This is a genomic window from Herminiimonas arsenitoxidans (assembly GCF_900130075.1).
Classification (GTDB): domain Bacteria; phylum Pseudomonadota; class Gammaproteobacteria; order Burkholderiales; family Burkholderiaceae_D; genus Oxalicibacterium; species Oxalicibacterium arsenitoxidans.
This window is the reverse complement of the sequence record NZ_LT671418.1, coordinates 1,058,639-1,078,695: the sequence shown is the minus strand read 5'-3', so window position 1 is coordinate 1,078,695 and position 20,057 is coordinate 1,058,639. Positions and strand designations below refer to the sequence as shown.

The 20,057-nt window shown below is 50.2% G+C and carries 18 protein-coding genes and 2 tRNA genes; 13 read left to right on the top strand and 7 right to left on the bottom strand.

The features are described from left to right. The 4 genes from BQ6873_RS05020 to BQ6873_RS05005 form a co-directional block, all read right to left on the bottom strand. Entirely contained in the window at window positions 1-1,125 is a 1,125-nt protein-coding gene (locus tag BQ6873_RS05020; RefSeq protein WP_076591670.1) for an ABC transporter permease, read from the bottom strand. Then, window positions 1,122-2,480: an efflux transporter outer membrane subunit gene (locus BQ6873_RS05015; protein ID WP_076591669.1), complete on the bottom strand. Its 1,359-nt coding sequence runs from the start codon at window positions 2,478-2,480 to the stop codon at window positions 1,122-1,124. The genes BQ6873_RS05020 and BQ6873_RS05015 overlap by 4 nt, the downstream gene beginning before the upstream one ends. 183 nt (window positions 2,481-2,663) lie before the next feature. Beyond that, the gene (locus BQ6873_RS05010; RefSeq protein WP_076591668.1) at window positions 2,664-3,815 is read right to left on the bottom strand and encodes an ATP-binding protein; all 1,152 of its coding nucleotides are present in this window, start codon (window positions 3,813-3,815) and stop codon (window positions 2,664-2,666) included. Then, window positions 3,800-4,522 carry a response regulator gene (locus BQ6873_RS05005; protein WP_076591667.1) on the bottom strand — a complete coding sequence of 241 codons (723 nt, stop codon included), beginning with the start codon at window positions 4,520-4,522 and terminating at the stop codon, window positions 3,800-3,802. The genes BQ6873_RS05010 and BQ6873_RS05005 overlap by 16 nt, the downstream gene beginning before the upstream one ends. 360 nt (window positions 4,523-4,882) lie before the next feature. Between BQ6873_RS05005 and BQ6873_RS05000 the strand changes: the two genes are divergently transcribed. The 4 genes from BQ6873_RS05000 (at window position 4,883) to BQ6873_RS04985 (ending at window position 6,276) form a co-directional block, all read left to right on the top strand. After that, window positions 4,883-4,956 (top strand) — tRNA-Cys (locus tag BQ6873_RS05000). A 66-nt stretch (window positions 4,957-5,022) separates the two neighbouring features. Further along, window positions 5,023-5,109: transfer RNA gene (locus BQ6873_RS04995), tRNA-Leu, on the top strand. Window positions 5,110-5,114: 5 nt separating this feature from the next. Continuing rightward, window positions 5,115-5,528 carry a DUF1178 family protein gene (locus tag BQ6873_RS04990; RefSeq protein WP_076591666.1) on the top strand — a complete coding sequence of 138 codons (414 nt, stop codon included), beginning with the start codon at window positions 5,115-5,117 and terminating at the stop codon, window positions 5,526-5,528. A 292-nt stretch (window positions 5,529-5,820) separates the two neighbouring features. Beyond that, window positions 5,821-6,276, top strand: coding sequence for a MaoC family dehydratase (locus tag BQ6873_RS04985; protein ID WP_076591665.1), 456 nt, complete (start codon window positions 5,821-5,823; stop codon window positions 6,274-6,276). A gap of 64 nt (window positions 6,277-6,340) precedes the next feature. Here BQ6873_RS04985 and BQ6873_RS04980 read toward each other — a convergent pair whose 3' ends face one another. The 3 genes from BQ6873_RS04980 to BQ6873_RS04970 form a co-directional block, all read right to left on the bottom strand. Then, complete coding sequence (locus tag BQ6873_RS04980; RefSeq protein WP_076591664.1) at window positions 6,341-7,033, bottom strand: glutathione binding-like protein; 693 nt, start codon at window positions 7,031-7,033, stop codon at window positions 6,341-6,343. A gap of 137 nt (window positions 7,034-7,170) precedes the next feature. After that, on the bottom strand, window positions 7,171-7,878 hold the full coding sequence (locus tag BQ6873_RS04975; RefSeq protein ID WP_076591663.1) for a histidine phosphatase family protein: 708 nt from the start codon (window positions 7,876-7,878) through the stop codon (window positions 7,171-7,173). Then, a complete protein-coding gene (locus BQ6873_RS04970; protein ID WP_076591662.1) occupies window positions 7,875-8,654 on the bottom strand; it encodes an oxepin-CoA hydrolase, alternative type in 780 nt (259 codons plus the stop codon). Before BQ6873_RS04970 ends, BQ6873_RS04975 begins: the two co-directional genes overlap by 4 nt. Before the next feature lie 242 nt (window positions 8,655-8,896). On the opposite strand from BQ6873_RS04970, the gene BQ6873_RS04965 reads away from it, so the two are divergent. The 9 genes from BQ6873_RS04965 (at window position 8,897) to BQ6873_RS04925 (ending at window position 20,025) form a co-directional block, all read left to right on the top strand. Next, complete coding sequence (locus BQ6873_RS04965) at window positions 8,897-10,600, top strand: GspE/PulE family protein (protein ID WP_076591661.1); 1,704 nt, start codon at window positions 8,897-8,899, stop codon at window positions 10,598-10,600. A 370-nt stretch (window positions 10,601-10,970) separates the two neighbouring features. Next, the gene (locus BQ6873_RS04960; protein ID WP_076591660.1) at window positions 10,971-12,200 is read left to right on the top strand and encodes a type II secretion system F family protein; all 1,230 of its coding nucleotides are present in this window, start codon (window positions 10,971-10,973) and stop codon (window positions 12,198-12,200) included. After that, the gene (locus tag BQ6873_RS04955) at window positions 12,200-12,754 is read left to right on the top strand and encodes a type II secretion system protein (protein WP_076591659.1); all 555 of its coding nucleotides are present in this window, start codon (window positions 12,200-12,202) and stop codon (window positions 12,752-12,754) included. The genes BQ6873_RS04960 and BQ6873_RS04955 overlap by 1 nt, the downstream gene beginning before the upstream one ends. A gap of 35 nt (window positions 12,755-12,789) precedes the next feature. Beyond that, a complete protein-coding gene (locus BQ6873_RS18320; protein ID WP_076591658.1) occupies window positions 12,790-13,236 on the top strand; it encodes a type II secretion system protein in 447 nt (148 codons plus the stop codon). A 71-nt stretch (window positions 13,237-13,307) separates the two neighbouring features. Continuing rightward, window positions 13,308-13,823: a prepilin-type N-terminal cleavage/methylation domain-containing protein gene (locus BQ6873_RS04945; protein ID WP_076591657.1), complete on the top strand. Its 516-nt coding sequence runs from the start codon at window positions 13,308-13,310 to the stop codon at window positions 13,821-13,823. Further along, the gene (locus BQ6873_RS04940) at window positions 13,813-14,373 is read left to right on the top strand and encodes a PilV family protein (RefSeq protein ID WP_076591656.1); all 561 of its coding nucleotides are present in this window, start codon (window positions 13,813-13,815) and stop codon (window positions 14,371-14,373) included. The genes BQ6873_RS04945 and BQ6873_RS04940 overlap by 11 nt, the downstream gene beginning before the upstream one ends. Next, window positions 14,370-15,257 carry a prepilin-type N-terminal cleavage/methylation domain-containing protein gene (locus BQ6873_RS04935; protein WP_076591655.1) on the top strand — a complete coding sequence of 296 codons (888 nt, stop codon included), beginning with the start codon at window positions 14,370-14,372 and terminating at the stop codon, window positions 15,255-15,257. Before BQ6873_RS04940 ends, BQ6873_RS04935 begins: the two co-directional genes overlap by 4 nt. After that, entirely contained in the window at window positions 15,254-15,718 is a 465-nt protein-coding gene (locus BQ6873_RS04930) for an agglutinin biogenesis protein MshP (protein ID WP_231949283.1), read from the top strand. The genes BQ6873_RS04935 and BQ6873_RS04930 overlap by 4 nt, the downstream gene beginning before the upstream one ends. Window positions 15,719-15,780: 62 nt before the next feature. After that, window positions 15,781-20,025: a DUF6701 domain-containing protein gene (locus BQ6873_RS04925; protein ID WP_157889120.1), complete on the top strand. Its 4,245-nt coding sequence runs from the start codon at window positions 15,781-15,783 to the stop codon at window positions 20,023-20,025. The last annotated feature ends 32 nt before the right edge of the window (window positions 20,026-20,057 follow it).

Here is a 20,057-nt window from a genome sequence, read left to right as displayed (position 1 = left end):
TTACCTTAACAACAGGGTAGGGTCTGCACGCATCAATCCGCGCAATGCAAACAGGCCGGAAACGAGCGCCAGTATTAAAACCAAGGCCATGCAAATGAGCGCGACCGATATGCTCATGTTGATGGGCACGCCATACGCGGCAGCGATCATCAGCAGTGCAGCAGAAGCCAGTGTCGCGATGATCAATCCGGCTCCACCTATCCAGCCGGATTGCGAGATGACGACACGACTGAGCGAACGGTGACTGACGCCGAGCGCATTCAGCATGGCGTATTCACGTGCTGAAGATGCGACCACACCGAGTAGCGACTGACTGGTGATGACTGCACCTACCAGCAACACAATTGCGGCCATGAACAGGACTGCTACACCGGCACCGGTATCGAGCAGCCAGTACAGTTGGGAACGTTTGGCAAAGGAGCGTGCGGTCCATACCGAGAACGGGCCAAAGCGTGGATCAGGTTCGAAGCGCGCTGCAACCGTTGCTGGTTTCGCGTCACGGCGCAGCTTTGCGACGTAATAGCTAGGACCTTGCGCGCCATCTGTTTGCAGCATGCGTGCGGTATCCAACGATGTGATCACGTTGACGCCACCGAGGCCACGCAAGCCATTGAGAGCTGCAACAATATGGACACGCTGGCCATTGATCCAGGCAGTGTCATCAGCTCCAGCGCGTAATTGATCACGCTCGGCACGATCGATGATGACGGCGCCCGGTTCTTGCAATAGCTGGCGCATACCGGGCGAGAGTATGCGCGAAAACATCATGCTGCCCTGTGTGTCTATACCGGATACATAAACCGAGACGCCGCTGGCACCGGCACTACCGCGCCAGTCGCCATCAACCCAAATGTATGGCTCTACCGCGGTCACGTCTGGATCCATACGCAAGCGCATTTCTACATCCTGTCCTATCGGACGGCCGAAATTGACACTTTGCGTGCCTGGATAGCCAGCCCATAAATCAGCGGAAGAAGCGGTGACATACACCGCAGCGCTACCGAAAATACCCATCACCAGCGCTGCCTGTACGGCGAGCAGAACACCGGCAAAGCCGACGGCCATCACGGCCGGCATGAAGCGGAACCATTCGTACAGCAGTGTTTTGCGAGCCAGTGGAATCATGATTGCGGCTCGTTATCAGCTGGTGGCATAGGCGCGCCACCGAGAGCGCGGAACAAGGTGGCGTAGGCAATGCCGTAATCAGTTTCAGCCGCAGTCAGCGATTGCTTCGCCTGCAGCACATTCTGTTTGTATTCGAGGCCGTTCCATTCGCTGGATAATCCCAGTCGCGTCAAGGAGCGGTCTTTATCTGCCATGGTTTGCGTTGCTGCAAGCGCATCGCGCAGATATTGCACGCGTTGTTGTGCTTGCGTCAGCAATGCAATGCCGGTTTCTACCTGCGCAACGCTGTCCAGCAATACTTGTCGGTAACCTGCAAGTGACGCATCTACTTCATGCTTGCGTGCTGCTGCGATGGTTTGACGTTGTCCCCAGTCAAATAACGGGAGATCGATCAGCGGTCCTATGGTCGGTACGCCACTCTCAGTCACTCTTCTGTTCTGGGTCACATTGTAGGAATACAGATAGGACGCACCAATTGCGATACGCGGATACAGCGCGGATTTGGCAATGCCAAGTTCGCCAACCGCTTGCAATACTTCTGCCTCAGCGATGCGCATGTCGGGACGACTACGTAACAGGTCACTTGGAACTTGTGTAATGGCTACTGTCTGTAAAGCCGGTAATGGATGAGGCTGGGACCAATTGCTGTCCGGCTGGGTTTGTCCTACCAATGCTGCCAATGCGTATAACGCGCGCGCTTCGGCCTGTTTAGGCTGGCTGAGTGCTGCTTGCGTGCGCGCCAGTCGTGCTTGCAACTGCAAGCGTTGCTCGGGGCCGGCAAGGCGGTTGGTGATGCGTACTTCTGTCAATTCCAGAGTGCGTTTGTCTAACGTGACCAGTTCTTCTGCGGTAGCGATTTGTTGTTGTGCGGCACGTAGTTCCAGATAATTGCGCACGACTTCAGCTACCAATGCCACTCTTGCTTCTTGCTCGGCCGCTGCAGCACGTTCTACGCTGGCACCAGCTTGTCGCTCAGCACCTTCTTGCGCGCCGAACAAGCCTAGTTTCCAGACTGCGCCCAGACTCAATTGATAATAAGAGTCCACTGCCGATGCATCTTCTGTTCCATACGAGCTAAAGTCCAAGCGCGGCAAATAGCTTTTGCTGACATTGCCTGCCAATGCACGTGCAGCTTGCAGTCTGAGCTTGGCTTGCAGCAGTGACATATTCGAGCTCAAGGCACGTTCGACCAGCGCATCTAACTCGGCATCACCGAAACGCTTCCACCAGCCAGTCAGATCAACAGGCGGGATATTTTTATTGGGAGCAGATACGGCCGGTGTCTGCGTCCAGTGTGACGGCAGGAGGTTGGGCAGCTTGGGCATGTCCACTTGCGCGCAGCCCGACACCAGCATGAGCGATACGCATGAAACAGCAAATCTGGAGAGAGGAAATCGCAGCAAATGGGTATCCGCTTGAAAGGGGCGGCAAGAGGCGAAATAGCCCGTTATTGCCGAAAACCCGATTCTGGCCGCGCAAGATTGCGCCGCCATGCAGATATTGTGGAGAAATGATGGAGATAGGGAGGGCGGCGCGAGTTAGCTACGTGGCAACTGAATGACAAAACGCACGCCACCACGTTCAGCCTTGTCGATGGAAACATGGCCACCTTGCAATTCTACTAATGTACGCACTATCGACAGACCTAATCCGCTACCGCCAGTGGCGCGATTGCGCGACGGATCCAGACGGTGAAAGCGCTGGAATACCTGTTCATGCATATCTGCCGAAAGTCCTTCGCCCGCATCGCTGACTGAAATGACAACATCGCTATCCTTGGATTGCAGATCGATACCCAGCCAGCCACCGCTCTGGGCGTATTGCAGTGCATTTTCAATCAGGTTGTTCAACATCTGATGCAAGCGATCTTCGTCCGCCTGTATCAGCGGAATCTTGCCCTGTATCGTCAATTCGGCCTGCATGCCGTGCGCTTCAAGGCGGCTGGCGTATTTGGCGAGAACATCACGTACCAATGCGACCAGATCAAGCTCTTTGCGATGCAAAGACAAGCGTCCCGCATCTGCCACGGAAAGAGTATGCAAATCGCTCACCAGGCGTGTCAGATGACGCACTTGTTCCAGCAGCCGCGAAAACTCTTTCGGATCGGCCGGGATCACGCCGTCATATATCGCATGCAGTCTGGCCTGTAGCACTGCCAACGGTGTACGTAATTCGTGCGAAATCGCTGCCATCGTCGATTTGCGCTCGCGCTCCAGCGTTTCCAGCGCATCGGTCATGTGATTGAAATCGTTGACCAGGCTGGTCATTTCTCCACCCTGACTACGGGCATGCGCGCGCACACTGAAATCACCCACAGCGACCCGGCGTGCAGCCTCGGCTATCGATTGCACCGGTTGCGTGACCATACGTGAAGTCCATAAGCCGGCGACCAAGCCAAATGGTAGGCATACCAGCAGATCGATGATAATCGCGAAGGTATCTGTATCCCAGCGATTACCTAGCCAGTACTGCTGGTAGATTTCCATCGCGCGCGGGCTGTCATCCAGATCACGTGCATTGAGCAGATCGAATTCCACTCGCACTTGTTCGGGAAGGCTTTCGCGAAAACGCTCGAATTCCACTTGTCCATACACATAGCTGGTCGCGCCCATGACGACCATGGTGACCAGCACTGTTGCCGCGATGCCGAGTCCGAAGCGGACCCAGATGCGGTCTAGGTATCGCGCCATAGTCGGTATCCGATGCCACGTACGGTTTCAATCAAATCGTTGCAACCTGCGTCCTGCAATTTTTTCCGCAATTTGCTCAGATGGGAATCGATCACGCGATCGAGTGCATCGCTTTCCGGCAAGCATGCCTCGATCAGTTCTGCGCGTGAGAAGCAACGCTTGGGGCGTTTTGCAAGACAGACCAGAATGCGGAATTCAGTCAGTGTCAGTGGCAGCACAACAGGACGTTCCTGCTCATCGAAAGCGCGCGCGGTGTAAGCCTGTTGGTCGATTTCGAGTTGGCCGATGCGCAGAGGAGCATCGTTGCGCGGCTCTGGCGCACGGAATGTGCGACGTAGCACGGCGCGCACGCGTTCTATGATTTCGGCCGGATTGTAGGGTTTGACAACATAGTCGTCGGCACCCAATCGCAGACTGAGCATTTTGTCCAGATCGTCTGCCAATGCTGTTGTCATGATGACAGGCGTATCACTTTCCTGACGAATTTCCTTCAAGACATCTACGCCATCTTTGCCAGGCAGGCGGATATCGAGCAGTACGATAGAAGGTTGATGTTCGCGGAAGAGTCGCAAGGCATCTGGGCCGGTCGCTGCATGCAAGGTACGCAAGTTGTCGCGTTGCAGGTAGGCCAGCAGGATGTCGGACAGTTCGGTTTCGTCTTCGACGACCAGTACGAGCGGGGTAGTCGCCGTATTCGTTCTATTCATGGATAAACAATTCCGATTCTGTCGCGATGATAAAAAACAGCATTCTATGCAAAGAGTCATCACATGACCAGCGTAGCTCCCGACGCTCAGATTTTGTATCAGCAGGGGATGGTAACTGCGGAGACAGGCGCGTTAATGCCGTGCATGGAACGTTACTAGGCATTTGCGTGCCAGTACATCTTGCAAAGCTGCAGCATACTAGGGCATAATACGCGCTACCGGAAAATCTTTCCGATTCGGATTTCCAAAAGGGAGCTCGTTCGTCAGCTTCCTTTTTTATTCGCTGAAGGTTTGAGATTTCGTTTTCGTTTTGTTATGCACATGCGGCAACATAGTATGCGCGGTACAATACGGCCCCATGGCGGGGTAGCAAAGTGGTTATGCAGCGGCCTGCAAAGCCGTTTACGCCGGTTCGATCCCGACCCCCGCCTCCAATTTTTCTGAAAGCGCCGCGAGCGCTTTTATTTTGTCCTAGAATCGTGGTTTAAAATCGTGATTATGCCCGGGTGGTGAAATCGGTAGACACAAGGGACTTAAAATCCCTCGCTCTAATAGGCGTGCCGGTTCAAGTCCGGCCCCGGGCACCAAACTCATGAAAGTCTATAACCTTTGTTGTGAACACGATCATCGCTTTGAGGGATGGTTTTCCTCCGAAGATGACTTCCTCACACAATCCTCCCAACATTTGATTGAATGCCCTTTATGCGGCAATCAAGAGATCAAACGTTTACCATCATCCCCTCGTTTAAATTTGTCCGGTGCCACTGCGCGTGTGAACGACGACAGCGCACGTAAGCAAGATCAGTTAATGGATTTTGCGCGCAAGGTGATTGCCAATACGGAAGACGTCGGCAATCAATTTGCCGAAGAAGCACGTCGCATTCATTACAAGGAAGTACCGGAACACGGCATACGTGGTACTGCGACGGCTGACGAACGTTCTGCGTTGGCAGAAGAGGGAGTCGATGTCATGACTTTGCCTATTCCCGATGTATTGAAACATTAGAACTCATTTCACAAATATCCGTGAGATGCGTTCTTGTCAGAAACGGTGCTGGCAAGGCGTGCGACGCGTCGCATAGCGAGCTATGCGCAAGGAGCGCAACGCGGCCAGCGCCGTTTCTGACAAGAACCCGAAGGGAACGGGCTATTGGGGCGTACTGCTGCGTTGCGCCGCTTACCAAGGGAACCACCCTTGGCTGCGCGACACGTCTTGCATTACCTCCCCAATAGCCGCGTTCGCACTCGCGGCTATTTGTGAAATGAGTTCTAACTTCAATAAATCGATCGGAAACGATATGCGTCAAATTGTATCGCTGGCTGAATTAAAAGAGTTGGTTGGACAAGAAGTGGCCGTATCCGATTGGCTGGAGATCAAGCAGGAGCGCATCAATCTGTTTGCGCAAGCTAGTGGCGATCACCAATGGATACACGTCGATCCAGAACGTTGCCGCAAAGAGTCGCCCTACGGTACGCCGATTGCACACGGATTTCTGACACTCTCTTTATTGCCGACTATGTTGCAGGCATCAATTGCATTCCCGCCGTGCAAACTGGCGGTGAATTACGGTTTGAATCGAGTGCGTTTTCCGGCTCCGGTGCCGGTTGATCATCGCGTACGTGGTCGTATGCTGTTGCAGTCAGTCGAAGAAGTCACAGGCGGAATGCAGATGGTGTGGCAAGTGACGGTTGAATGCGAGGGCAGTGACAAGCCCGTCTGTGTCGCCGAATTGATACTGCGGCATTACATCTAAATCTCAATACACGAGCGACTATTCCTCACATTGCTGCAGGAATAATCGCTGGTTCACTCTCTGATTAGTGCTTCGCGTACTGCGTTGCGCCAAACAATATTTCCTTCGATTTTTCATCCGCGATAGGTTTGCGCAAATCGGCAAACAGCGTGACGCCTTTCTTTACTGCCGGGCGTGCGCTGATTTCGTTGAACCAGTTTTGCAGGTGAGGGTAGTCGGACAATTCAATTCCCTGTTTTTCCCACGAGCGCAGCCAAGGGAAAGTCGCGATATCGGCCACGGTGTAGTTATCGCCGGCGAGGTATTTACTTTCAGCTAGACGCTTTTCGATGACGCCGTACAAACGCTTTGCTTCATTGGTGTAGCGATTGACTGCGTAGTCGATTTTTTCCGGTGCGTACATGCGGAAGTGATGCGCTTGGCCGAGCATAGGACCGACGCCGCCCATTTGAAACATCAGCCATTGCAAGGTCGTGAATTTTTCACGATCAGTAGTACCGAGAAATTTGCCAACCTTGCTGGCGAGATAAACCAGAATGGCACCGGACTCGAACAAGGACATAGGTTTGCCGTCAGGGCCGTCGCTATCGATAATTGCCGGAATCTTGTTGTTCGGCGAGATGGCGAGGAAATCGGGTGTGAATTGATCGCCCGCGCCGATATCAATGTGATGCATGTTGTAAGCCAGGCCGCATTCTTCCAGCATGATGTGGACTTTGTGGCCGTTGGGCGTGGCGGTGGAATAAAGGTCTATCATTTTTTCTCCTGTGAGTAATCGTGCTGCAAAGCACTTGCGACAGAGCGCATAAATCCGAATCTTGGGCGAGATTATGCAGAAATTCAGGATTCCTTGCTCTACACGCGAGAAATGGCGGAGGGTTGCGGTAGCCTTACTTACAGGCCACGCGATCTGCGGTAATGCAGCAATACTTCTTCCATCGTGGTGAGGCGTGATGCTGTATGTAGCGGCAGTGGTGGTGCGTAGTTGATGGCTTGGATGACCCAATCATCTGCGCGATCGCCCACATCCAAAATATTGATGCAGCCAGGCGCCTGTTCGATATTGCCGAGGAACAGGCGTTGATTGGTAATCGCATAAGACAAGACGGCGCGATTGACGCCGCCGTGCAAGACGAGCAACACAGTATCCCAGGAAGGATCTGCGCGCAGGCGATCAATTGCTGTGTGGATGCGATCCATTAATTGACCGACGCTTTCGCCTTCCAGAAATTTTTTATCTTCCGCTGCCATGCACGTAAAGGCACTGGTAAAGGCATGCTCAAGATGGTCGTCGGCAATATCTTCCAGTGAGTGGCAACCACGTACTTCCTGCAAGTCCTGCCATTGTTCCAGCGTGATTTGCTGGCCGGTTTCTACCAGTACACGTGTAGCGGATTCCACCGTGCGCGGTAGATTGGAAGTGATGACGCGGTCGAATTGTATGCCTTGTTGCGCGAAGATTTTGCCTGCTTCGCTGGTTTGCATGCGGCCTTTTTCGTTCAGCGGTACTTCATCATGCGCGTATGGTTTCCCTTCGTCATCGAAGTAAGTCACGCTGCCGTGACGCATCAGATAGACGCGTCTTCTTTTCGCTAATGTCATTTGTAATGTGGTTTTCTTTTTTCCAGGAATGCGTGGATACCTTCTTGCGCATCACGATGATTGAGGCTTTCAACAAAGTTGAATTTCTCCAGCTCGAAATGCTGGGAGAGTGAATGATCTTTGGCATCGCGTATCAATGACTTGGTACGCTCGACGGCATTGCTTGATAACTCAGCCAATTCATCGGCCCACTTCAGTGCTACATCCAGTGTCGTGCCATCGGGAACCATCTTGTTGATCAGACCCAGATCGTACAAACGTTGAGCCGGAATCGCTTTGCCTTCAATCAATATCTCGGTCGCCAATTGGCGCGGCAGGCTCTGCGTCAAGAACCAGGATGCGCCGCCATCAGGAGTTAAACCCACTCTGACGTAAGACATGGCAAATTTTGCATAGTTACCGGCAACGATCAAATCGCAAGCCAAAGCCAGAGAGAATCCCGCGCCGGCAGCGGCACCTTCGATGGCAGCAATCACAGGTTTAGGACAATCGCGTATCGCATCTATCCAGCTACGCAAGCTATCGACTGCATCACCTTGGTCGACCTTGCTCATGGCACGATGTTCCAGCAGATGATTGAGATTGCCGCCGGCACAGAAGAAGTTGTCTGCGCCAGTCAGAATCACTGCGCGGATGGAATCATCGCGCTCCGCCGTCGACAGCGCTTCCACAGCGGCGGCGAACATATCCGGGTGCAGTGCATTCTTCGCACCAGGATTGGAGAGAGTCAAGATCAAGGTCGCTTCGTGGCGGGATGCTTGGATTTCTGCAGACATGGTGGGCCGTTAGGGTAGGTGGAATTGTCTAAGAATATACAGCAAGCTTTTATATTTGACAGGTGCATACAGTCGAAAGGAGCTAAGCCCACCTTGTGCTGTATCGCGTACGCATGAACTTGAGTGGTAAGTCATAAAGTGTTTCATTAACGCCGATCAATTTGTTAATTCACGATAAATCAAACAATAAACGTGTTGTTCCAGAATAGAATACGCACGTATTTTTCAATTTAAAGGATGATATGGCACGGCCCGAAAAGGTTCGCTTAGGTGAAATCCTGGTTCAGCAGAAACTGATTTCTGAGGAACAGCTTCAATTTTCTCTCGCTGAACAAAAGCGTACAGGGAGAAAGCTCGGTCGCGTTTTTGTCGAAAACGGTTTGGTGACAGAAGAGCAGATATCGACTGCGCTGGCCAAACAGTTGGATATTCCTTACATCAATATCAAGTTTTTCAACGTACTTCCAGAGACGGTACGTCTCTTGCCAGAGACGCAAGCGCGGCGTTTCCGTGCGATGGTGTTGGAAGATAGGCGTAAGACGTTGTTGATAGGCATGGCCGATCCTACGGATCTATTTGCCTACGATGAGATTTCCCGTGCGGTAAAAAGAGATATCGAACTCGCTGTCATTAACGAGAGCGAGTTACTTCATGCGATTGACCGTATTTACCGCCGCACTGAAGAAATCACCGATTTCGCACGGGAGCTAGAGCAGGATTTGGGCGAAGGCCACGTTGATTTCGGTGCGATAGGAATGACGCCGGGTCTGGAAGAAGCTCCTATTGTCAAGTTATTGCAATCGGTGTTCGATGATGCGACACAGGTACGCGCATCCGATATTCATATCGAACCACAGGAAGGGCGTTTGCAGATACGCTTCCGTATCGATGGCGTATTACATTTGCAAACCGAAGCAGATATTAAAATTGCCGCCTCACTGGCACTGCGTCTGAAATTGATGTCCGAGCTTGATATTTCGGAAAAACGTTTGCCGCAAGATGGGCGTTTTGCTATCAAGGTTCGCAACCAGAATATCGACGTGCGTATCTCAACCATGCCAACGCAATATGGCGAATCGGTTGTCATGCGTTTGCTCAATCAGAGTGGCGGCTCGCTGATGCTGGATTCAATCGGTATGCCGGTTGAAATGATGACGCGTTTGCGCAAGATCATCCGCCGCCCGAATGGTTTAGTGCTGGTAACCGGCCCTACTGGTAGTGGTAAAACGACGACTCTGTATGGGGCTTTAACTGAGCTGAATACTTCGGAGCGTAAATTGATTACGGTGGAAGATCCGGTTGAGTATCGTTTGCCGGGTGTGAATCAAGTACAGGTCAATGAAAAAATTGAATTAAGTTTCTCACGTGTTCTGCGCTCCGCATTACGGCAGGATCCGGACGTAGTTCTCGTCGGTGAAATGCGCGATCAAGAAACAGCACAGATTGGTATGCGTGCAGCACTTACTGGCCACTTGGTGCTATCGACTTTGCATACGAATGATGCAATCACTACGCCGATTCGTCTTCTTGATATGGGTGTGCCAAGGTATATGGTTGCGACCTCATTGCAGGTCGTTATTGCGCAGCGTCTTGTGCGTGTTATTTGTGAAAGCTGTGTGACGGATTATGTATTGTTGCCGGCTGAGCGCGAATGGCTGCAAACGGAGTTGGGCGATGCTGTCCATACGCATAGTTACAAACATGGACGTGGCTGTTCGCATTGCAATGGCACTGGTTATCGCGGGCGTACCGGTGTTTATGAAATGCTGGAAATGACCAGTGCTGTCGCGCATGCTGCCAACAGTCATGACCCCAATCACTTCATTAAAGTTGCCCAAGAGCAAATGGCGGGAAGAACTTTGCGACATCATGCAGTTGAGTTGATTATCACGGGCAAGACGACTGTAAGTGAAGCAATGAGGATTACCAATCAGTTTGAGGATTGAAACTAAATACGCAATTTCGGTTCCTTCATTATAAAGTTTCCTTATGGAAATTTTTTCTGTGGCGACCTAGTATTAAAAGTGTTGTCAGGCCTTCTTTTACTTTTATCAGCCCCCATTTGGGCTTCCAATTTAAGTGCGTTAAGCAGCACTTGAGTTGGATACTATTGCGATTTTCTCGAAAAAACTGCGTAGTGATTTTGTTTAAAAATCATATAAAAAACACGGCATGTTTCCATGTGGAAATTTACGTGCACAAAGTTCCAACACATTCCACTAATTATTGTTAATTTTTGTTAAATGGAATTTTTTTTCTAGTTGAAAAGATCGCTTTCCCTTACTCTCGCGCCTAGTTGCATTCAAGGAATATAGCGTGCCATTTTTTGCATATAAAGCTCGTAATGCTCGTGGAGAGTTGCTGCAAGGTGTTTTGGAGGGACCGGATAGCGGAGGAATCGCCGACCAACTTTTTAGCACTGGCATTACACCGATCGAAATCGTTGTAACGGAAAAACCTGGTGGCAATGATGCGAACAATTGGTGGAGCAAGCTGTTTGAGCCAAAAATACGCCCGATGGATGTGCAATTGTTTAGTAGACAGCTATATACCTTGTTGAAGGCTGGTGTGCCTATCATGCGTGGTCTGGCTGGCTTGCAGGAATCAGCAATCAACAAATCGTTTGCATCTGTGATTAAAGATTTACGCGAATCGCTGGACGCAGGGCGTGAGCTATCCGCTGCAATGCGTCGCCATCCCAAGGTATTCACTTCTTTTTATACCAGTATGGTGCGTGTCGGGGAAATGACTGGTCGTTTGGATGAAGTGTTTCTGCGTTTGTTTGATTATCTTGAGTTCGATCGGGATATGCGTCAACGCATCAAGACAGCACTGCGTTATCCGACCTTCGTGGTGACGGCATTGGTGGTAGCGATGGTTGTGATTAATCTGTTCGTTATTCCGACCTTTGCCAAGGTCTATGCCGGATTCAAGGTAGAGCTGCCATTCATGACGAAAATTTTGATCGGCACTTCTAATTTTTCTGTGCAGTATTGGCCGTTGCTATTGGCGATACTCGTGGGCGTTGTAATCAGTTTCAAGATGTATACCGCTACACCGGGCGGTAAGTATCAATGGGATAAAACGAAGCTGCGTATTCCAATCGCTGGAAAAATCATCTTGAAGGGAACGCTTGCACGTTTTGCACGCAGCTTTGCACTGTCGAGCAAAAGCGGTGTGCCGATCGTCCAGGGCTTGAACGTTATGGCTCAGACGGTGGATAACAGTTATATCTCCAGCCGCATCGAACAAATGCGTGACGGTGTGGAACGCGGTGAAAGTATTTTGCGTACAGCAGTCACTACAGGTGTGTTTACGCCGGTAGTTGTACAAATGATTGCGGTCGGCGAAGAGTCTGGCGAATTGGACAGTTTAATGGATGAAATTGCAGAAATGTATGAGCGTGAAGTTGACTATGAGCTTAAAACATTATCTGCACAGATTGAACCGATTTTGATTGTGGGCTTGGGAATTATGACGCTGGTTCTGGCCTTGGGTGTGTTCTTACCAGTCTGGGATTTGGGCAAAGCGGCGATGGGGCATTGATGCGGAATACGTTGGGCTTCAGGCAAAAAAATAAAGGTGGGCAATCAGGTTTTACTTTGCTGGAGTTGATGGTTGTTGCTTGCATTATTGCGGTGTTGGGGGCGGTGCTGCTTAATCGTGTGCTTTTTTATCAGCGAATGGCGGAAAAAACAGCCACGGAGCAAACGGTAGGGATATTGCAAAGTGCTTTGCAGTTGCGTTTTACTTCGTTGATCGCGAGTAATCGGCTTGGTGAAGTAGAAGGGCTTGTAAAACAAAATCCTATGCAGTGGTTGGCGCAAAAGCCCGCCAATTATGCAGGTGAATATTTTGATCAAGTGCCGGATGGAGATGTGTCGGGGCAATGGTATTTCGATTTGAAGGAACGTAGCTTGGTGTATTTCGTGCATAATCGCGCGGCTTCAAAAAGTGCAGATGCAGTGTTACCTCAATTACGTTTCAAGACGAGTTTGGTGTTGGCAGTAGAAAATTATCCAGTGGCTGAGCGATCGGTTTCTGGAAAAATAGTTGAAGGTGTGGTGCTGGAACAGATCATTCCATATGCGTGGGATTGAGCAAATTTGCAGTTTTTTATTCAAGGAGTTTCAAAATGAAAGTGAAGTCTTTTTCCAAACAACAAGCTGGTTTCACGCTGATCGAATTGGTCGTCGTGATTGTGATTCTGGGTATCTTGGCTGTAACTGCAATTCCACGTTTTACTGATATGTCGAAGGATGCAAGGATTGCCGCTGTTAACGGTATGTTGGGCACGGTTCAATCTGCATCGTCGATCGCACATGCTCAGGCGTTGGTGAGTAATCAGAACGCTGCGACTGGCACCATTACGATGGAAGGCCAGACGGTTGATTTGGTTAACGGCTATCCAAGCACTGCGACGGGCATTCGTTTAGCACTGACATCGACTGGATTTGGTGGAACTGCTGGATCATTTACATTGACCGGTGCACCTACTCCGGCTAGCTGCGCGGTAACTTATGCACAGCCTGCTGCCTTGAATGGTTCTCCAACGATTAGTAGCGTCACAACTGGTTGCTAATCGTTGATGTTTGAACTGAATCCGTACCTGACAGCAGGTGCGGATTTATTTTATGTAGACGCGGAGATGCTGTGAGAGATGAACCCTGTTCGTTCGATGCCGGTTTTACCCTGATCGAACTTATTTTGGTTTTGATTTTGATTGGTATTCTTTCACTCTATGTTTTGCCGCGTTTCTTTAATAAAGACACATTCGATACGCGTGCCTTTGGTGACAAAGCACGAGCAACTGTGCGTTACGCACAAAAAATTGCGATTGCACAGAATCGCCCCGTTTTTGTCGATTTCAGTAGTGGCCGCATTGCACTTTGTTTCGATGCTGCCTGTACCAGTCCTGTCAATTCACCTTCCACTAAAAAAGCCAATGCCGTTTGTGCAAACAGTACAACATGGATGTGTGAGGCTTTGCCCGCTAATGTTGTGACCAATCCGGCGAGTCCGCGTTTCTTTTTCAATGCATTGGGACGCCCATTCAATATTGGCAATGTGGAACCTACCTCCACATTTGCATTGCTGACCATCACTCTGACTGGTGGTGGCATGAACAGCACGATCACGATAGAACCGGAAACCGGCTATGTTCATTAAGAACGGTTTCCATTCCAGAGCGGTACGCTCGGGCTTCACATTGATAGAACTGGTGATGTTCATTGTCATTGTCAGTATTGCCGTGATAGGCATATTGCAAGTCATGAACGTAACAACAAAAAATAGCGCAGACCCACAGTTGCGTAAGCAGGCCTTGTCGATTGCTGAGGCTTTGCTAGAAGAAGTGTCGCTGGCGCGTTTTACTTTTTGTGATCCTGCTGATCCGAATGCAGAAACGGCAGCTAATGCAGCGGCCTGTGCAGTACCGGAAGGTGTCGGTCCGGAAAATGGGAATGTGCGTCCGTTTGATAACGTGAATGATTATGTTGCAGCGTATGGTGTGGCGCAACCCATTGCCATTGCGGATGTAAATGCCATTGGCATTCCTAATCTTGCCAACTATGCCGCGACGATCAAGATCGTACAACAGGCATTCAATGGCATCCCAGCCACAGATTCGCTGTTGATTACGGTGAGTGTGGCTTACGGTGCGGAGACCATCACGCTGGATGGCTATCGCACTCGTTATGCACCGAATCTGATGCCATGAGAAAACTACCTTTCTATTTCTCATCGCCATCTTGCGGAAAGCAAGATGGATTTACGCTGGTAGAGATGGTCATTGTGATTGTCATCACTGGCATTGTCGGTGCAGTGGTTGCAGTCTTCCTTCGCAGTCCAGTGCAAGGTTATGTCGATATGGTTGCGCGCGCCGAACTGGCGGATGAGGCGGATACTGCGGTGCGACGTATGTCGCGTGATTTGCGCTTGGCATTGCCGAATAGCATACGTACGACGACGGTAGGTGGCACGACCTTCCTTGAATTATTGTTGACGCGTACCGGTGGTCGTTATCTGGATGAAGAAGATGAGGTGGCAGGCGGGGATATTCTCGATTTCTCGAATCCTGCAGATACGTCTTTCAGAACGGTAGGCCCTTTGCCGGTAGCTGCATCGCAACAGATTCAAGCTGGTGATCAGATCGTGATTTATAACCTTGGACAGGCACCGGCCGATGCCTACTGCAATGGCGGTTCATGTAATAACCGGGCTGCGATTACGGCCGTCAACCTAGCTACACGTACGATTACATTGGCAGCGAATCCATTCGCGCAACAGGTGCCGGTCATTATGCGTTCGCCAGGCCATCGTTTTCAGGTAGTCAGTACGCCAGTAACCTACGCCTGCAATCCGGCTGTTGGCACCTTGACGCGTTATTCCAATTACATCATTCAGGCAAATCAGCCGAATACAGAACCTGTGGCTGGCGCTGCGAGAGGTTTGCTGGCCAGCGGCATTACGGCCTGTGCATTTAATTACACGACGTTGGCCAATGTAAGAAGTGCGCTGGTTGGTATTACGCTGACTACGCAACGCGCGGGCAGCGGAAACATCACCTTGTTTCATCAACTTCATGTGGATAACACGCCATGATTTTTCAACGATCTGGATATGACATACGTGGTGTTCGTATGTGCAAGGCCGGCGGATTCAGTCTGGTCAGCGCCATCTTTCTCTTGGTTGTGTTGGCTGCATTGGGCGTTGCAATGGTCACGATTTCTACGGTGCAGCATCAAAGTTCTGGACTGGACGTGCAAGGAACGCGTGCTTATCAAGCCGCGCGTGCAGGTGCCGAGTGGGGGATATATCAAAGAATGCAAGTACCAGCTTATTGCGGTGCTGCTGTTGCCAATAATATCGCGCTGCCCGCAGGAACATCCTTGAACGGTTTTACTGTAACGGTTGTATGTACGCCGGATAACGGTTTGGGACTCAATATCAATAGCGCTGTCATTGAAGCGACAGCATGCAATATACCGGCGGGTGGGACATGTCCCAATGCAGCACCAAATAGTAGCGATTACGTGCAAAGAGTAGTGCAGGTGCGATTGTGATTGCGCTTGATAGGGATGGGTGTTTCTGAAGATTTTATCTAGCTATTAAAAAAATAAAAGTGATGAAATACGATAAAAAACAGGGGCAGATAAATTGCGGCAAAGATTTGCTTTGTTGCTTCTTCTCGCTTGTATGCTGTGTCATATTCCTGATGGGGTTTGCTCCAGAGGTTTCTGCACAAGTCGTGTTTCGTGCTGCTAGTTCCGCTGGTCTGCAAGTCGGGAGTGCTGGTATCAGCTATGTAGGCCAAGGAGGAACAGACAATGCGGGGTCTGGCAATATAAATCCATCCTTGCCTAGTTATCAAACTGGTGATTTATTGTTGTGTGTGGTTGAGTCGCATGACAATGTCGCACACGCGATTTCAAGTGGATGGAATACGCTCTACTCATCTTCGAGTGGCAACGGACATAGGGCATCTTTGTTTTGGCGGATTGCAGCGAATACATCATTGAATGATCCGACCATTACTCATTCCGGAGGCAATAGCATTATTGGGCGCTGTGCTTCTTATAGAGGTGTGGATCAACTAACGCCATTTGACGTTCCTGTTGCTGTTGCCAATTCAGCTAGTGACTTCACTATTGAGTCAGGTGCGCTTACTACAATGACTAATGGCGCATGGGTATTGTTTGCTAATCATATGGCTGACGATCCAAGTGCGTTAAACATGACAACTAGCGGTGGTATCACGTGGATCCGTCGTATTTTTTCGACTACTACCAATAGCAATGATTCAGGCATCGGACTGTTCGATACGGGACCGTTGACACCGCAAGCAATCGGTCCTGTCGTTGCCACGATGAATACAAACGCGGAAAGTACTGGGGCATTGCTGGCGCTGCGTCCAGCTGGAGGTAATGTCTTGACGATTCCCAAGCCTGCAGGAACCTTGCTTGACGACATTATGATTGCCTCAATCGCTGTGCGATCGAGTGCGATTGTTACTACCCCGCCAAGCGGATGGATATTGGTGCGAGAGGTAGTGCGAAGCGGGACTAGTTCGAGCGTATTACGAACCTACTATCGAATTGCGACTGCCAGCGAACCAACGAATTACGCATGGACTTTGTCGGGCGGTACGCATGTGGGTGTGGTTGGCGGTATTGCTTCATTTAGCGGCGTAGATATCGTGGCGCCAATTGCAGATGAGGCTGGAGCTGCAACAATCAGTGCATTAACGCATGTTGCCCCTAGTGTTACAACCAGCAAGGCGAACAGCATGTTGGTGACTGTGCATGAGTATACTAGCGCTGGCACATGGTCACCACCTGCGAGCATGACTGAGATGGTAGATATCGCCTCGCAACCAGTATCGAATGATGCCGGCATCTCTATGGAGATGAATTATGAGTTACGACCAGTTGTCGGTGCTACCGGCACGCGGCAAGCTACGGCGAATGCCAATGCGGATCTGGGGGCGGTGCAATCGTTGGCGATTACACCTCTAGGTGGCTTATCTTGTTTTGTTGATACTTTTGATCGAGCTAATGGAGTGCCCGGCAATAACTGGTTTGTTGGTAACGAAGGTGGAACATTCGGTAATCCAGCGATTACAAATAACAGGTTAAGGTTGACGAATGCCTCTACAAAAGTATCAACTTATGCCACCTTGCAAAGGTTGTTCCCTGGCGCGGGTAACAAGATTATTGTCGAGTTTCTGCAGTATTCGTATGGTGGCTCCGGTGCGGATGGCATGGGAATTGTGTTGTCGGATGCTGCGCAACCCCCTATTGCTGGCGCATTTGGTGGCTCACTTGGTTATGCACCTAAGCAGATCGCTCAAGGTGGGGATGTAACGCATGAAGGTTTTTCTGGCGGGTGGCTCGGTATTGCATTGGATGAATTCGGTAATTACTCAAGCAATAGTGAAGGGCGATCAGGAGGAAATGCGCCAGGATTCATGCCGGATTCTGTCGCTATTCGGGGTTCGGGCAGCGGTTTTACGGGTTACTCCTATTTGCGAGGAACAGGTACTTTGCCGGTGGGGGTTGATAACGCAGGATCAGCAGCAGCGGCACCAGGGCATAAGTACCGCATCATCGTAGACCATAGCGATGGTGTACATGCGTGGACTTCGGTTGAGCGGGATACGACAGGTTCTGGTAACAGCTATGGTTTTGTCGTGCCGGTATTTGATGCCAAGGCTGAACCTGGTCAGGCCGCGGTTCCTGTCAACTGGAGTCTTTCTTACACAGGGGCAACGGGCAGTAATGCCAATATCCATGAGATCGATTCGTTGCAAGTATGCTCGATCACGCAAAAAGTATTAACGCTGCATCATATTCGGCTTGAACATCCGGGCAGAGCGTGTGGCTCAGGAGCTGTCGTGATCAAGGCGTGCGCAGATGCAGATTGCACAGCCTTATATGCAGGGACGGTCAGCGTTAACTTAAGTACTACAAGTGGTAGTTGGTCTTCTAATTCGCTTACTTTTACAGGTGGGCAAACAACAGCGACATTAACCAGAAGTGGCACTGTCAATGTCACTATCGGCGCTACATCGACCACACCGACTACGTCGAATGCAACGCGCTGTTTCAGTGATACAGCAGAGACTTGTGTAGTGAATTTTGTTGCTGCTTGTTTTGATACAGTGGAGACTGGTGCCGCACTGGCCACTCCGATCTATACCAAATTGGCGGGAACGAGTGTTTCTCTTGATGTGCTGGCAGTCAGCTCTGGGACAATCAATACTGCTTATACCGGAACAGTAGCGGTTTCCTTGGTTGATCCGACGGCAGCTAGTGGTAATTGTAGTGATACGAATGCCGGTCTGATGAGTTTGGGAAATATCACATTTTCTTCGACACCAGCGGCGACCAGAGGGCGCAGACCACTGACATTCAATTATCCGTATGCCGCTAAAAATGCGAAAGTGCGTGTAACAGCTGCAGGCGTATCTACCTGTTCCAGCGATAATTTTGCGATACGACCTTTGCAGTTTGCATTATCGACAACGCCAGCACTTAATTTCCCTGTCGACAATTTTGCTGCAGGCGGTGATTTTGCGATTAATGCCGATCCTGGGGTGACTGTGGGTTATACCGGGACGCCGCTTCTGGATAAGTCACTCGTTGTCTCTAATCCGACTTCTACAGATGTTCCATTGAATGGCGATTTTCCTGCTGCGACTGGTTCTACCTCGATTGGAACCTTTCAATATGAAGATGTGGGATCACTGACATTTAATGAAAAGGCGGTAACTGATTCTGCTTTTACCAGTGTTGATCAGGTTACCGGCGTGGTGAATGGTGTAGATCACGGCACAACACAGGATTGTGTGATGGGGAGCAATAGCAATACATTGAGCAGTGGCCGTTATGGATGTGTGATTACAAGTCAGCAAATGGGTCCCAAGGGACGTTTCAGGCCAGATCATTATGATGTTACGGCGACATTGACTGCCGCATGCAGCAATAAATTTACATATATGGGACAACCGGCTCTAGGCGCACAAATCGGTCTTCAGGCTATGAGTGCCAATGGCGTCCAACTAGTACGTTATACCGATGGTTATCTTCCTATTTCGATTTTTTCAATTACTGGTGACAACTCGGGTGCGGTAATAGCTTCGTTAAACGACAGACTTACACCTGATTTTCCCGCTTCAACGGGGGCAACTGCAGCGAATCCATCAAATCAATATAAATGGCTTGCTGGTGGTTATGCAGTGAGCGGAATTTTTAGTTTTGACCGTTTAGCAGCAGGAACTGATGGTTCATATGAAAATTTTGCGTTGAGAACGACTATCACGGATTCGGATGGCGTAAAGATCACTTCTATCAACGGTACACCTGTAGTGGCGAATAGTGGGCTGTCGAATACCACTGCGATTCGTTTTGGGCGTCTTAGGCTGGCAAACGTCAATGGATCCGAATTGATGAGTATGTCGGTGCAGGCGAGCGTGGAGTACTGGAAAAACGGTGTTGGTTTTGTGACTAATACGGATGACAATTGCACCGTTGTAGATAGCTCTAGCATCAAAGTACAAAACCCTCAAGGCGGCCTTAACACGAGCAATATGCCGTCCAATAATTTTATCGTTTCACCTCTTTCATTCGCTGGAGGTCAATCAGTTATTGTCGTGAAAAAGCCGATCACGACTCCAACAGCCAAAGGTAGCGTAGATCTTTGTGTCGATCTTGGCATCGACAATCCGGAGCTGTGTACGGCGACACCGACTACCATGCCGTGGTTGCAGGGAAAATGGAGCGGTACTGTGTATGACGACGATCCAAGTGCGCGAGCAACCTTTGGCGTGTTTAAAAGTGGCCCGGTTGTTTACTTGCGCGAGATTTACTGATGATTTAACTAAATAAGTAACTAAAGTTCACA